The organism is Paludisphaera mucosa (genome assembly GCF_029589435.1).
Taxonomy (GTDB): Bacteria; Planctomycetota; Planctomycetia; order Isosphaerales; family Isosphaeraceae; genus Paludisphaera; species Paludisphaera mucosa.
The window spans coordinates 2,363,439-2,377,114 of the sequence record NZ_JARRAG010000002.1 but is presented as its reverse complement, the minus strand read 5'-3'; the positions used below and the strand labels follow the sequence as shown (position 1 = coordinate 2,377,114).

Annotated in this window: 11 protein-coding genes; 5 read left to right on the top strand and 6 right to left on the bottom strand. The window is 69.8% G+C overall.

Annotated elements, in window-relative coordinates; all coding sequences use genetic code 11:
* Nucleotides 1–74: 74 nt before the first annotated feature.
* From PZE19_RS18730 to PZE19_RS18710, 5 genes are all read right to left on the bottom strand, one after another.
* A complete protein-coding gene (locus tag PZE19_RS18730) occupies nucleotides 75–1,919 on the bottom strand; it encodes an alpha-amylase family glycosyl hydrolase (RefSeq protein WP_277862157.1) in 1,845 nt (614 codons plus the stop codon).
* Nucleotides 1,919–2,146: a hypothetical protein gene (locus PZE19_RS18725; RefSeq protein WP_277862156.1), complete on the bottom strand. Its 228-nt coding sequence runs from the start codon at nucleotides 2,144–2,146 to the stop codon at nucleotides 1,919–1,921. The genes PZE19_RS18730 and PZE19_RS18725 overlap by 1 nt, the downstream gene beginning before the upstream one ends.
* Before the next feature lie 12 nt (nucleotides 2,147–2,158).
* Nucleotides 2,159–3,961 carry a sodium:solute symporter family protein gene (locus PZE19_RS18720; RefSeq protein ID WP_277862155.1) on the bottom strand — a complete coding sequence of 601 codons (1,803 nt, stop codon included), beginning with the start codon at nucleotides 3,959–3,961 and terminating at the stop codon, nucleotides 2,159–2,161.
* A gap of 124 nt (nucleotides 3,962–4,085) precedes the next feature.
* A complete protein-coding gene (locus PZE19_RS18715) occupies nucleotides 4,086–5,225 on the bottom strand; it encodes an aldose epimerase family protein (RefSeq protein WP_277862154.1) in 1,140 nt (379 codons plus the stop codon).
* Between the two features lie 229 nt (nucleotides 5,226–5,454).
* Complete coding sequence (locus PZE19_RS18710) at nucleotides 5,455–6,267, bottom strand: MBL fold metallo-hydrolase (protein WP_438269996.1); 813 nt, start codon at nucleotides 6,265–6,267, stop codon at nucleotides 5,455–5,457.
* A 201-nt stretch (nucleotides 6,268–6,468) separates the two neighbouring features.
* Here PZE19_RS18710 and PZE19_RS18705 point away from each other — a divergent pair, with 201 nt between their 5' ends.
* Both PZE19_RS18705 and PZE19_RS18700 read left to right on the top strand, forming a co-directional pair.
* The gene (locus tag PZE19_RS18705; protein WP_277862152.1) at nucleotides 6,469–7,575 is read left to right on the top strand and encodes a carbohydrate kinase family protein; all 1,107 of its coding nucleotides are present in this window, start codon (nucleotides 6,469–6,471) and stop codon (nucleotides 7,573–7,575) included.
* A gap of 87 nt (nucleotides 7,576–7,662) precedes the next feature.
* On the top strand, nucleotides 7,663–8,358 hold the full coding sequence (locus PZE19_RS18700; protein ID WP_277862151.1) for a hypothetical protein: 696 nt from the start codon (nucleotides 7,663–7,665) through the stop codon (nucleotides 8,356–8,358).
* 3 nt (nucleotides 8,359–8,361) lie between these two features.
* Here the strand turns inward: PZE19_RS18700 and pdxA are convergent, their stop codons facing one another.
* Nucleotides 8,362–9,423: a 4-hydroxythreonine-4-phosphate dehydrogenase PdxA gene (pdxA, locus tag PZE19_RS18695; protein WP_277862150.1), complete on the bottom strand. Its 1,062-nt coding sequence runs from the start codon at nucleotides 9,421–9,423 to the stop codon at nucleotides 8,362–8,364.
* Nucleotides 9,424–9,682: 259 nt separating this feature from the next.
* Between pdxA and PZE19_RS18690 the strand changes: the two genes are divergently transcribed.
* From PZE19_RS18690 to PZE19_RS18680, 3 genes are read left to right on the top strand one after another with little or no spacing between them, the layout of a single operon-like run.
* Complete coding sequence (locus PZE19_RS18690) at nucleotides 9,683–11,476, top strand: TIGR03960 family B12-binding radical SAM protein (RefSeq protein WP_277862149.1); 1,794 nt, start codon at nucleotides 9,683–9,685, stop codon at nucleotides 11,474–11,476.
* Between the two features lie 15 nt (nucleotides 11,477–11,491).
* Entirely contained in the window at nucleotides 11,492–12,055 is a 564-nt protein-coding gene (locus PZE19_RS18685) for a Uma2 family endonuclease (protein WP_277862148.1), read from the top strand.
* On the top strand, nucleotides 12,052–13,650 hold the full coding sequence (locus tag PZE19_RS18680) for a hypothetical protein (protein ID WP_277862147.1): 1,599 nt from the start codon (nucleotides 12,052–12,054) through the stop codon (nucleotides 13,648–13,650). Before PZE19_RS18685 ends, PZE19_RS18680 begins: the two co-directional genes overlap by 4 nt.
* Nucleotides 13,651–13,676: the final 26 nt, after the last annotated feature.

Genomic DNA, 13,676 nt, shown 5'->3' with positions numbered 1-13,676 from the left:
CGTCCTTCTCCCCCAAGGGGAGAAGGACGATTCGCGTCGGCCCTCGCGACGATTTTGGTACGCCCGGATTCGGGTTACCGTGCATATCCCAGGATGACGGCCGATTCGGGCGGCACGTCCAGCACGGCCCCGTCGGGGCCGGGCGTCCAACGGCCTTCGCCCATTAGCACGACGGCCGGGCCGGTCAGGAACGCGGGCATCTTCAGACGCGCCGGCTTGCCGCCGCGGTTCAGGGCGACGACCACGCGCGAGCCTTCGAATTCGCGGAGGAACGCATAAGCCTCGTCCGTGGCCATGAGGGTGGTCTGCCGCCCCCGGCGCAAGGAGGGCTCGTCCTTGCGGAGGTGGAGCAGGGCGCGGTAGGTCGAGAAGAGACGCTCCTCCTCGGGTGTTCGGCCCGCCGCGGTGAGGGCGTCGCGAGGATCGCCGGGGAATCCGCCGGGATAGTCGCGGCGGTCGTCGCCGTCGCCGGGGAGGCCGATCTCGTCGCCCCAGGTGATCTGCGGGATGCCGCGCGACGTCAGAAGGAACGCCGCCGCCAGCCGCAGCCGGGCCGGGGTGACGCCGGGGACGCTCGCCAGCCGTGGCAGGTCGTGGTTGTCGAGCAGCGTCATGAGGAGGTCGGGGTTCGAGTAGAGGTGGTCGCTCCCCAGCCGCTGGGCCAGGAACGAGACCGGGTCCTTCCCCCGGAACACGCCCGTCGCGGCCCCCTGCATGGGGAAGTCGAAGACGGATTCGACGCCGGGGTCGACGCCGTCCCAGCCGGCGCGGCCGCCCTGGAAGAAACTCAGCTCGGACGCGTCCCAGGTCATGGCCTCGCCGACCGCCCGCATCGCGGGATGGGTCGCCTGGAGCCGGCCGTGCCAGGTACGCCAGAAAGTCCGGTCGACCATCGGGAACGTGTCGAGCCGGACGCCATCGGCCTCGAACAGGGTGGTCCACCAGAGCGATTGCTGGAAGGCGTAGCGGATCACGCGATCGTCGCGCATGTTCAGGTCGGGGAGCAGGCCGTAGTACCAGCCGTCCGTGACGCCTCGACGTTCCGACTCCAGGGCATGCGGGTCGGCCAGGGCCCCCAGCCGAAAGGAAACCTCCGGCGGATGGCCGATCGGGCCGTGGAGCCAGTCGTCCGTCGGCGGCCGATCCCGCCAGGGGTGCTCCGGTCCGGTGAATCCGAGGAGCTGATCCTGGATCACCTTCAGGCCCAGCGCGTGGGCCTCGGCGACGAGCGCGCGGTATTCGTCGAACGTCCCGAATCGAGGGTTGATCGCATAGAAATCGACGGGCGCGTAGCCGTGGAAGTCGGCGAGCTTGCGAGGTTTGCCGGCGACGTTCGCCTCGGTCCAGTTGTCGGCGGGCCGGTAGAGGGGAGTCAGCCAGAGGGCCGTCACCCCCAGATCGGCGAGCGCGGGGAGCCGCTTGCGCAGGCCGGCGAAGTCGCCGCCGTGGTAGGCGTGCGCGTCCTTGCGATCGAACATCCGGTCGCCGTCCGGGGCCTCGTTGTTCGTGGGATCGCCGTCGGCGAAGCGATCGGGCATGACCAGGTAGACGACGTCGTCGGGGCCGAACGGCTGCGGTCGCCGCGGCGGCCGGGGCACGAGGTCCCAGGGAATCCGGACGTTGGGTCCGATCGCGATCGTGCAACGGCCGGGCGCGGCCCCGGCGGGGATCGCCACGTCCACGAAGACCGCCCGGCCGCCGGCGATCGCCTCGATCCGCTCGATCCGGATCGGCCCCTCGGCGACGCGGACCGCGGCGTCGAGGAGCCCTGATCCTTCGACCAGGAGCGTCAGCCGCTGGGGCTCGTCGTCGACCCACCAGGAAGGCGGGCCGACGCGGTCGACCGTCTGGGCCCCGGCCGCGGCGGCCGTCGTCAGGATGACGGCGAGCGCGACGAGCCGCGCGGGAGCCGTCGGCATCAGAGGTCGGAGGACGGGGCGGCGGGCTTCACGCCCTTGCGGCCGAGGCGGAACATGAACGCGCCGAAGGCGATCATCACCAGGCCCCACCAGAGATTGACGTTCACTTCGAGGGACTTCGCGTACATCGCCGGGTTCGTGAAATGGGTTACGGCCCCGAAGCCCGCGAGCAGGCCCCCCAGCGCGAGGAAGAGGAGCCCGATCGGGACGCGGATATCTAGGGACATGGATCGGGATCCTCACATGAAGATGATGTTGAGCCCCAGGGTCATCAGCAGGACGACGACGCCCAGGACCGCGGGCCGCTTCCACCAGGCGAGATGCTCGTCGACGTCGTGCTTGGTCAGCGAATAGACCAGGCCGACCAGCTCCTCCTCCTTGCGCGGCTTGGTGAGGAAGCTGACGACGATGGTGACGACGAAGCAGACCGACCAGGCCCAGATGGCCGTCCAGAAGTTCTGCGCCATCTCGTTGCGGTAGCCGTGGGCCACGTAGAGCCAGCCCCCCTTGACGCCCGGAACGGCCCCCGCCGGCAGGGTGACGCCGTGGTGGATCGCCGCGGCGGCGATGCCCGAGAGCAGCCCGTAGAACGCGCCGTCGGCGCTGGCGCGCTTCCAGAACATGCCCAGCATGAACGTCGCGAAGAGGGGCGCGTTGACGAACGCGAAGACGAGCTGGAGCAGCTCCATGATGTTGTTGAACTGCGTCGCCACGTAGGCCGCGGCGATCGAGATCACCGTGCCGAACAACGTGGCGAAGTGGCCCATCCAGAGGTAGTGCTTGTCGCTCGCCTGGGGCTTGATGTATGCCTGGTAGATGTCGAACGTCCAGACCGTGTTGAAGGCCGTGATGTTGCCGGCCATGCCCGACATGAAGCTCGCCAGCAGCGCCGTCAGGCCCAGGCCGAGGAGGCCGGTCGGGAAGTAGTGCAGCAGCATGTTGGGGATCGCCAGGTCGTAGTCGAGCACCGGCTTGCCGTTGGTGTCGACCTCGACGTTCCCCTGCAAATCGACCTTGGCCGGGATGATCCCCAGCCCCATCGTCTCGGCCTTGACGACGGACGCGGACGCGCCGGGGGGGGCGTCGGCCGCGGTGGGGGTCGGCAGGGCGATGGCGATCAGGCCGGGCAGGATCACCAGGAACGGGAAGAACATCTTGGGGACCGCGGCGATCAGCGGCGTGCGGCGGGCCGACGTCATCGAGTCGGCCGCCATCGCCCGCTGCACCACCAGGAAGTCGGTGCACCAGTAGCCGAACGACAGCACGAAGCCCAGCCCCATCGCCAGCGCGAACCACTCGACGCCCAGCGGGTTCTTGTCCGGGTCGGTCATCCCCTGCCAGGCGTGGCCGAAGCCTGCCGGCGTCTTGGCGACGAGCCCGCTCCAACCCCCGACGTTCTTCAACCCCAGCCAGATCAGCGGGAAGAAGCCGGCGACGATCAGGAAGAACTGGAGCACCTCGTTGTAGATCGCGCTCGTCAGGCCGCCGAGGTAGACGTACCCCAGCGTGATCAGCGCCGAGACGACGATGCTGAGGTGGAAGATGTAGCTCTGGGGCAGGCCGAGCGTCTGCATCAGGGGGTCGAAGATGTGCAGGGTCTCGATCAGCTTCGCCATCGCGTACATCGAGATGCCCGACGACATGACGGTCATCGCGGCGAACGAGATGGCGTTCAGGCCCCGGGTCTTCTCGTCGAACCTCAGGCGGAGGTACTCGGGCACCGACCGGGCCCGCGAGCCGTAATAGAAGGGCATCATGAACAGGCCGACGAACACCATGGCCGGGATCGCCCCCAGCCAGTAGAAGTGCGACGTCGCGATGCCGTACTTGGCCCCCGAGGCGGCCATCCCGATGACTTCCTGGGCGCCCAGGTTCGCCGAGATGAACGCCAGGCCCGCCACCCAGGCCGGGATCGACCGGCCCGAGAGGAAGAAGTCCGTGCTGGTCTTCATGAACCGCTTGAGGGCGAATCCGATCCCCAGGACGAAGGCGAAATAGATCACCATGATCAGGTAATCGATCCACGCCAGTGAGGTATGCATGCGTCGTTCCTATCGCACGGACGGCGGGCGGGGACGGTCCGGCGCGCTCGGCCGATCGTCGCCGCTCGGAGGGAGTCTCGAATGGTCCTGGGGACGAGGTCGACGCCCGGCTGGCGTGGCGATCTCAGCGGGTCGAAAACTTGTAGGTGGTCGTCTGGGTGTAGGTCCGGCCGGGCCGGAGCACCGAATCCGGGAAGTTCGCGTGGTGGATCGAGTCCGGGAAGTGCTGGGCTTCCAGGCAGAGGCCGAAGTGCTTCCTGTAGACCTGCCCGCCACGGCCGACGACCGTTCCGTCCAGGAAATTGCCGCTGTAGAACTGGACGCCGGGCTCGGTGGTGGACATCTCGAGGACCCGGCCCGACTTGGGGTCGTAGACCGTCGCTTTGGCCCCGGCCCTGGCGTCGAGCACGAGGTTGTGGTCGTAGCCGCCGGGCTCGCCGGTCAGCTTGGCGATCCGGTCGCCGATGGCCGTGGGCTTCGTGAAGTCGAGCGGGGTCCCGGAGACGGTGACGATCTCGCCGGTGGGGATCAGGGTGTCGTCGACCGGCGTGTAGTTCGACGCGGCGAGCGTCAGCTCGTGGTCGAGGATCGTCGCGTCGCCCTTGCCGCTCAGGTTGAAATAGGTGTGGTTCGACAGGTTGAGGGGGGTCGCCTTGTCGGTGGTCGCCGCGTAGGCGATCTTCAGCTCGTCGTTGGCGGTGACGGTGAACGTCACGGACGCCGTGAGCGTCCCCGGGTAGCCTTCCTCGCCGTCGCGGCTGGTGTAGGTCATCTTCACCGCGGGGCCGTCCGGCGACTCGACCGGCTCGGCCTTCCAGACGACGCGGTTGAAGCCCTTCTTGCCGCCGTGGAGCGTGTTGGGCGGGTTGTTGACCGCCAGGGTGTAGTCCTTGCCGTCGAGGCTGAACTTGCCCTTCGCGATCCGGTTGGCGACGCGGCCCACGGTGGCGCCGAAGTAGGGGTGCTCGCCCAGGTAGCCGTCGAGCGAGTCGAACCCGAGCGTCACGTCCGCGACGTGACCGTTCTTGTCCGGCACCTCGATCGAGACGACCGTCGCGCCGTAGGTGGCGATCTTGACGGTGGTCTTGCCGTTCTGGAGCGTGTACAGCTCGACGGCCTCGCCGTCCTTCGTCTTGCCGTAGCCCATCTTGCTCAACCCCTTGACGTCGCCGAACGCCTGGGCCGGGGCGACGATCGCCAGCGAAAGGAGACACCCTAAGAGCGCGAAGGGGGCTCGCCCCTCGCCGGATGCAAACGCGTTCATGTCGGAACCTCGCCATCCCCGGAGGGAGACCACGACCCGGAATCGGTGCGGCCCGCGTCGGGACGCGATCGGCCGCGCGGAACGGGTTCTCATGGTGACGGGCGCGCGGGCCGAAAGCAACGGGATAGCGGCGGCGAACCGCGGGACGGCCCGAAACGCGGCGAGGCCCCGGCCGGGGTCTTCTCCGTCGGGGCCTCGCCGTCGCTTCGCGTCGTCGTCGGCCGGCCGCTTACAGCCAGACCTTCAGCCGCGACCGCAGGGACTCGGGCAGGCGGCGGTCGACGATCCGCTGGATGTGGTCGGGATGGAGCCGGGTGCTGAAGTGCGAGGCCACGATCACTTCGTTCTCGAACCGATCCGCGCGGGCGATCAGGTCGTCGAGGTGGGTGTGGCCGAACTTGTGGATGATCGCGGCCCGCTCGTTGGGCGCGACGAACGTCATCTCCAGGATCAGGATCTGGGCGCGGTAGACGTCCGGGTTGGCGTCCAGGCCGGCGGGCGCGGTGTCCCCCATGTAGGCCACCTTGGGGATCCGGATCTCCGACGAGACCTCGACGCCGGAGAGCCGCAGGTCGCGGATCTGCTCGCCGCTGAGGTCGTGATACTCGGGCTTCAGCTTCTTCCGGCGCTCCCAGACCAGGAACCCGAGCGAGGGGATCGTGTGCCGGGTCGCGAAGGCCTTCACCACCAACTCGCGCGACAGGGCGATCTCGTCGCCCGGCTCGACGCCCACCAGCTTGACGGGCATGCGGCCCCGGTCGAGCCGCTGGAAGGCGCGCAAAAGCTGGTTGACGCCCTCGACGGCCTCGGTCGGCAGATAGATCGTCGGCGGCTCCATCTTCATCATCCGGCGGCGGGCGACGAGGACGGGCAGGGCGGCGATGTGATCCAGGTGCGCGTGCGACACGAACCAGTTGGGCGTGGTCATGAACGACCACGGCTGGACCCCCAGGTCGAAGCCGAGCTTCAGCTCCGGCACCCGCCAGTAGGTCTGCACGGCGGCCCGGGAATAGCCCTCGACCGTCAGCCCGCGGTGGGACATCGAGCGCACCGGCGCGTTGTCCACGGGATGATCGAGCGACTCCACATCCGATTCGATATCGACCGACACCCTTCTCTCCTTCGGCACGACTGCGGCGGGGGGGACTGACGGGAGGCTGGCTATTATTATAGACCAGTGAAGATCGGTCTGAACACGGCGGCTTTCGCCGGACGGCCGGCCTCGGGCCTGAGGGGTCGCATCATGCTCGGTCGCGTCCGGGTCTTCGGCCCCGCCTACCTCGACCGAGTCCTCCGCGTCGACGGGCCCCTGACGGGTCCCGATTCGACGGCCCCGCTCGATCAGAGCGTCGAGGGCCGGGTCGGGTTCGGCGGGGGCGACGACCTGACCCTCGTCGCCCCTGATGGGGCTTCGATCGCGATCGCCCTCCCCGACGACTGGCCCGGTCCCCGCGGGGTCGTCGAGCTAGACGGCGGCCTCGGCGGCCCTGCCGGAAGCCGCATCGCCGTTCGCTCCGGGGCCTGGGCCGACGACCTGGGAGGCATGGGCGCGGGGTTCGCCGCCGCGTTGGGGGCCGAGCTGGTCTCGGCCCTGGGGCCGGAGGACGACCCGACGAGCCGGGAAGTCGCCGACCTGATGGAACGCCACGGCGTCGCCCACCGAGGCCTCCGCACGGACCGGCGCGCCGACTGGACGCTCCTGATCTCCAGCGGTGGGCACGGGGATAAGCTCGCGGTCGGCTTCCGCGGTTGCCACGCGGCGCTCGAACCGGCCGCCTTCGAGCCCTCTCTGGCCGAATCCTGCGACGTCCGGATCGTGGCGGCCCTGCCGAACCGGCTGTCGGTGGGGATCTTAAAGGCCCCCGGAGCCCGGCTACGGGTCTTCGCGCCGGCGATGCGGAACATGATCGACCGCATCGACCCGGTGCTGCCGCTGATCGGGCCCGTCGACCTCCTCTGCTGCAATCGGGGCGAGTGGGAGGCGCTGGAGGATCGCGAGGAGGTCGCGGCGCGGCTGTCCATCCTGGTCGTCACGGATGGGGCCGCGGGGGCCTGGGTGCGTTTCACCGACCCGCAAGGAGGTGCGCGGACGGTCCGGATCCCGGCGTTCCCCAGGGCCCGCCCCCCTCGCGACACCAACCGCGCGGGGGAGGCGTTCGCCGCCTTCCTGATCGCGAGCCTCCTCGGCGAGGGATGGCGGCCCGAATCGTGCACGGTGGAGGTGGAACTCGTCCGCGCGGCGATGCGGCGGGCGTCGGCGGCCTCGGCGCTCGTGCTGGACCGCCTGGAATTCGGATTCCCCTCGGCGGAAAAGGTGGACGCCGCGCTCGCCCGAGGGATCGTCGACTGATTTCCGGTCGCCCGCTACAATGGGGTCGTCCCGTCCGGACGCGCCGGGCGTGGGAACTCCTTGGGGTTGGAACGGAAGGGACGGCCCATGACGCCTCGAAACGTGCTGTTCGCGCTGGTGGGGCTCGTCGTCGGGCTGATGGCCGCGGCGCGGATGCCCCTGCACGCCCAGAAGCCGCCCCAGGAAGCCGCCGACTCGCCGCCGACGCCGATCGGCACGGCCGCGACGCCCCGAACCGAGGGGAAGGGCTCGCTCCAGGAGGCCTTGCTGCGGCCCTACGCGTTCGATTTCGGCCGCCCGACGCCGCTGGAGCAGGTCGCGCGCAAGCTTTCCGCCGACCTGGGCGGAGAAGTGGTCCTGGACATCGCCGCGCTCGAGCGTCTCGACGTCAAGAAGGACGATCCGGTCGAGCTGGAACTGAAGGGGAGTCGCCTCAAGACGGGGCTGAAGCTCCTCCTGGACCAGGTCGGCATGACCTATCGGGTCCTCGCGGAAGACAACCTCATGATCCTGACCGACAAAGAGGGCTCCGACGAGCCTCTGGACCGGGTCTGGACCGAGCTGGGGCACGTCCACCGCGAGCTTCACGACGTCCAGGACGCGCTCGACGAGTTGCTCGACCGAGCCGAGGGCCGGGACGACCTCCACCTGCGTCAGCCGACGATCATCGACGAGATGCCGGGCGTCCCCGGCGCCGAACCCTCGCCCCCGGGCGCCGAACCGGCCCCGACCGACGCGCCCGCCGACGCCTCGCCCCCCAAACGGCCGCGGACTCGGCTCTGATCGTCACGGCGACGACGCGGCTCGCCGGTTCCAGAGGACCATCCGCGAGGCCGCGCGGACGGCCTCGATCAGGCTCGAGGGGTCGGCCAGCCCCTCCCAGGCGATGTCGAACGCCGTGCCGTGCGCCACGCTCGTCCGGACGATCGGCAGGCCGAGCGTGATGTTCACCCCGCGCGAGAAGCCGACCGTCTTGAGGGCGATGTGCCCCTGGTCGTGATACATCGCCACGACGGCGTCGAAGGTCCCCGAGAGGGCCTCCTTGAAGAGGGTGTCGTTGGGGAACGGGCCCGAAACGTCGAGGCCCTCGGCCTTCGTCAGGGCGACGGCGGGCCGGATGGTCGTGATCTCCTCGTCGCCGAAGAGGCCGTTCTCGCCCGCGTGGGGGTTGAGCGAGGCCAGGGCGATGCGCGGCCGCCGCCCCTCCGTCAACGGCCGCAGCGCCCGGTCGGCGAGGCGGATCTTGGCCGCGACCGAATCGATCGTGATTGCGGCGAAGACGTCCCGGAGCGCCATGTGGAGCGTGACGTGGACGACCCCCAGGCCCGGGGCGGCGTTGGGATCGGCCGGCGGGGCCTCGGCGGGCAGATAGAGCATCATCGCATGGTCGGGCGTCCCGCAGCGCTCGGCGAGGATCTCCGTGTGACCCGGGTGGTGGACTCCGGCCCGGCTCAGGGCCTCCTTGTTGAGCGGCAGGGTCATGATCGCATCGACCCGATGGGCCAGCGCCAGGTCGATGGCGTGGACCAGGTATTCGTACGCGCCCCGGCCGGCGCGGGCGTCGACCGCCCGGGGCTCGACCCCGGAGACGTCCGTCGCGCCCGGGGGTTCCAGGCAGGGGACCAGCAGGGGCGAAGGATCGGCCTCTTCGGGGCGGGCGATCGGCTGGATCCGGGCGGGGCTGGCGACGGCGCCGAGGGCCAGGGCCCGGCGGAGGACGGCGACGCTGCCGACGACCAGGGGGGCGCAGAGGGCGTGCAGGGCGGGGTCGCTCCAGGCCCTCGCGATCAGCTCGGGGCCGACGCCGGCGACGTCTCCCATGGTGAGTGCGACTTTCGGGCGGTCCATGACGGCGTTTCTCGAAACCTCCGGAGGGGGGGACGTCCTCTTCATTATAGTCGTTCGGCCGAGACGGCGGGCGAACGCCTCGCGCCGGCTGTTCAGCGGGCGGGGTCGCGGTTAAGATTCATGACCATGACCCGTCGCCGGCCCGAGGCCGGGGACGCCGGCCTTCGACCTGGCTCGCGAACGACCCGAATCCCACGCCCTCGTCGCGCGACCAAGCGGTTCCGGCCATTCGACGAACCTCTCGCGGGAGCCCGCGCCGATGCTGAATCAGGAACTCAAGGACGCCGTCGTCGCCCGGGTCCTCACGCGGGTCCGGACGCCGGCCCAGTACGTCGGCGGTGAGCTGAACAGCGTCGCCAAGGACCATGCGACGGTCGTCGGGACGGTCTGCCTCGCCTTCCCCGACACGTACTCGCTGGGCATGAGCCACCACGGGCTGCAGGTCCTTTACAGCCTGATGAACGACCGGGGCTGGGCCTGCGAGCGGGTCTTCGCCCCGTTGCCCGACTTCGAGGCCGCGATGCGGGCCGAGGGCCTGCCGCTCTACGGCCTGGAGACGTTCACCCCGCTCGACCAGTTCGACGTCGTCGGCTTCTCGCTCCAGTACGAGATCTCGTACACGAACGTCCTGACGATCCTCGACATGGGCCGGATCCCGCTCCACGCCGAGGACCGCGACGCCGACGACCCCCTGGTCATCGCAGGCGGCCCGGGCGGCCAGAACCCGGAGCTGCTCGCCCCCTACGTCGACCTGTTCGTCATGGGCGACGGCGAGCCCAGCCTGCCCGTCGTCTGCGAGCAGTGGCGGGCGATGAGGGATTCCGGTCTGTCTCGCGAGGAGAAGCTGGCGAAGATCGCCGGGTCGGTGAACTGGGCCTACGTGCCGCGGTTCTACCAGCCGATCTACGCCGAGGACGGCACGATTTTGGAGATCCGGCCGACCCGCGACGACGTCCCCGCCGGCATCCGCCCTTGCGTCATCCAGGACCTGGAAGGGACGCCCCTGCCGACGAGGCCGGTCGTCCCGTTCGTCGAGACCGCCCACGACCGGATCGCCATCGAGATCATGCGCGGCTGCCCCTGGCAGTGCCGGTTCTGCCAGAGCACCGTCATCAAGCGGCCCCTGCGCTACCGGACCGTCGAGACGATCGTCGCCGCGGCGCTGGAGTCGTACCGCAACACCGGCTACGACGAGATCAGCCTGCTGTCGCTCTCGTCCAGCGACTACCCGGACTTCGAGAACCTCGTTACACGGATGAGCGAGGTCTTCACGCCGCTGGGGGTCAAGATCTCGCTCCCCAGCCTTCGGATCACCGAGACCCTGAAGAAGATCCCCGCACTCCTGCAGGAAGGCCGCCGCAGCGGCCTGACCCTGGCCCCCGAGGTGGCCCGCGACGACATGCGGGCCCAGATCCGCAAGCCGATCGACAACCGCGACCTCTACGACGGCTGCGCCGAGGCGTTCCGCCGAGGGTGGCGGCGGGTCAAGCTCTACTTCATGTGCGGCCTCCCCGGCGAGCGGCCCGCCGACCTGGACGGGATCATCGAGATGGCCGAGACCATCGCCCGGATCGGCAAGGACGTCACCGGCCGCTTCGCCGACGTCACCGCGAGCGTCTCGAACTTCGTCCCCAAGCCCCACACGCCGTACCAGTGGAACGGGATGAAGGACCGCGAGTACTTCCACTGGGCCCACAAGTACCTCAAGTCGCAGGTCCGGCTCCGCTCGGTCACGGTCAAGGCCCACGACATTGAGCGCAGCATGCTCGAAGGCATCCTCACCCGCGGCGACCGCCGCGTCGCCGCCGCCATGGAGGAGGCCTGGCGCCGCGGGGCCCGGCTCGACGCCTGGAGCGAGTACTTCAACGCCTCGCTCTGGTGGCGGACCTTCGAGGACCTGGGGATCGACGTCGCCGCCTACAGCCAGCGCGAGCGGCCCGTCGACGAGGTCCTGCCCTGGGACCACATCCACATCAAGTACGGCCGCGACTACCTGGCGAAGGAGCAGAACCGCTCCGTCGTCCAGCTCGAAGCCATGGCCGGGGCCGTCTGAGGACCGGAGGGAACGATGGCGACCGCACCCGCCGCACGCCTGATGACCGCCGAGGAGTTCATGCGGGCCGACCTGGGGGAAGGCCCCCACGAACTCGTGCGGGGAGAGGTGGTTCTCGTGACCCCGCCGCCTGGCTACGGACACGGATCGATCTGCTATAACCTGTCCGGGCTCTTCTGGGAGTATCAGCGCCGGACGGGATATGGACACGCCGCGACGAACGACTCCGCGGTGCAAACCCAGCGAAGCCCCGACACCGTCCGTGGCGCCGACTTCGTCTTCTTCAGCAATGCCCGGTGGCCCAAGCCAACGACGTTCGTCACCATCCCGCCCATCGCCCCCGACCTGGCCGTCGAAGTCGTCTCGCCGAGCAATCGGCGAGGCGAGATCCTCGAAAAGGTTGCTGAATACCTGAACGCGGGCACGCTCGTCGTCTGGATCGTCTACCCCAAGAAGCGGTCGATCGCGATCTATCGCGACGCCGAGTCGCCGCCGGTCGTGCTGAACGACGGCGACGTCCTTGAGAACTTCCCCGAGCTTCGCGGGTTCCGCTGCCTGGTGTCGGACGTCTTCGCGTGAAACGACCGGAAGTGCTCGCGCTGCTGGCCCTCCTCGTCGCGCTCGGGTGGAGCGTGGTCGTGCGGCTCCCGCTGGTCGCGAATGCGCCGGTGCACCTGGACAGCGACCTGGCGGTCGACGGGCTGACGCTCCGCGACGCGGTCGACGGCCATTGGCGATGGCATTATCCCGGAACGCCCTACATGGGGACCGGGGCCGTGCTCCTGAGTTACGTCCCTGCGAAGGTCTGGGGGGCGTCCCCGTCGACGCTCGTCGCGGGCGGGACGTTCGCCTACGCCTTGCTGATCGCGGGCGTCTTCGCGACGGCCTGGGCCGTCCATGGGCCGGGGGTCGCGGGCTGCAGCCTCGTACCGCTGGCCTTCGCGTCGACGGGGACGATCTGGCTCACCGGCCGGATCACCGGCGGCCACATGCTCGCCGCGGCCTGGAGCGCGGGGGCCTGGGCGCTGCTGGCCTGGTTCGTCGCCCGAGGAGGGCGGGGCAGGGCCTTCCTGCTGGGCCTCTGGTGCGGGCTGGGGCTGTGGCACGACTCGATGTTCCTGATGACGCTCGTCGGCTTGATCGTCGCCGGCCTGTTCGCCGCCGTGGCCTGCCGTGGTTCCGGGACGTGGCGTTCGGCCCTCGTCTGCGGGCTCTTGCTCTCCGCCGGCCTGGCGATCGGCTCCGCCCCCCGGCCGATCGGCCGGTGGATCGAGCCCCACGACGCCTACAACGAGCAGTTCGCATGGAGCCTCGACCCCGCCTTGCTGAAAGAGCATACCCGGATCCTGGGCCTCGACTGCCTGCCGCGGCTCGTGGCCGGACATCGCCTGCCGGGCCTCGAAGCCGACCCCGACCCGGCCTTCCTCGGCGGCGGGGCGCCGGTCCGGCGTGCGGGGGGTCGCAGGCAGATTGACGCGGTCGACGTCGTGACGACCTTCCTGGGCCTCGTGCTCTTCCTGGTGGCGTTCGCGACCCTGGCCGCGAAGGTCGTGCGGGCCGGGACGATCGCGGGGAGGACGGTCGCGTTGGGGCTGCTGACGACCTCGGCGGCGATCTTGACCGCGTTCGTAGTGAACCGGAACATCTTCAACGCCGACAACTATCGGTACCTGGTCCTGCTGCTGATCCCCTGGGCGCTGGGGTTCGGGCTCGCTCTCGACTCGCTGGCGAGGAAGTCGACGGGAGGGCTCGCGGCGGCTCTGGGAATCGCGATCGCCTTCGGGCTCGCGTTCACGCTCGACGCCTCGGCGTGGTATCGTCGTCTGGGGTGGATCGACGAGCGAGGGACGGTCGTGCGGCGGACGGTCGACGACCCGGCGCACCGCTGGCTGGACGAGCATCCCGCGGTCGCCGACTTCACGGCGGGTTACTGGGACGCCTACCGCCTGGCGTTCCTGAGCCGTCGGCCGCTTCGCGGCGTGCCGCACCCGATCTACCCGAACCGATTCCCCGAATGGTCGCGCGACCTTCCCGGCGGTCGGCCGACGACCCTGGTCGTCCGATCGACCCCCGAGGACCAGCGGCTCCTGCAGCAGGCGCTCGGCGAAGGCGGCCGGGTGCTCCTCCGCGAGCGGGGGACGACGATCGCGACGTGGCCGATCCGCCCCCGTTGAGCCCCTCTCGAATCCGCATCGAGGAC

Excerpts from the sequence above, each read along its gene's own strand:
- PZE19_RS18700 (WP_277862151.1), top strand. The coding sequence starts at position 7,663 with ATGACGCCTCGAAACGTGCTGTTCGCGCTGGTGGGGCTCGTCGTCGGG.
- PZE19_RS18715 (WP_277862154.1), bottom strand. The coding sequence starts at position 5,225 with ATGAACGCGTTTGCATCCGGCGAGGGGCGAGCCCCCTTCGCGCTCTTA.
- PZE19_RS18685 (WP_277862148.1), top strand. The coding sequence starts at position 11,492 with ATGGCGACCGCACCCGCCGCACGCCTGATGACCGCCGAGGAGTTCATG.
- PZE19_RS18720 (WP_277862155.1), bottom strand. The coding sequence starts at position 3,961 with ATGCATACCTCACTGGCGTGGATCGATTACCTGATCATGGTGATCTAT.
- PZE19_RS18725 (WP_277862156.1), bottom strand. The coding sequence starts at position 2,146 with ATGTCCCTAGATATCCGCGTCCCGATCGGGCTCCTCTTCCTCGCGCTG.
- pdxA (WP_277862150.1), bottom strand. The coding sequence starts at position 9,423 with ATGGACCGCCCGAAAGTCGCACTCACCATGGGAGACGTCGCCGGCGTC.
- PZE19_RS18705 (WP_277862152.1), top strand. The coding sequence starts at position 6,469 with ATGCTCGGTCGCGTCCGGGTCTTCGGCCCCGCCTACCTCGACCGAGTC.
- PZE19_RS18690 (WP_277862149.1), top strand. The coding sequence starts at position 9,683 with ATGCTGAATCAGGAACTCAAGGACGCCGTCGTCGCCCGGGTCCTCACG.
- PZE19_RS18710 (WP_438269996.1), bottom strand. The coding sequence starts at position 6,267 with ATGTCCCACCGCGGGCTGACGGTCGAGGGCTATTCCCGGGCCGCCGTG.
- PZE19_RS18730 (WP_277862157.1), bottom strand. The coding sequence starts at position 1,919 with ATGCCGACGGCTCCCGCGCGGCTCGTCGCGCTCGCCGTCATCCTGACG.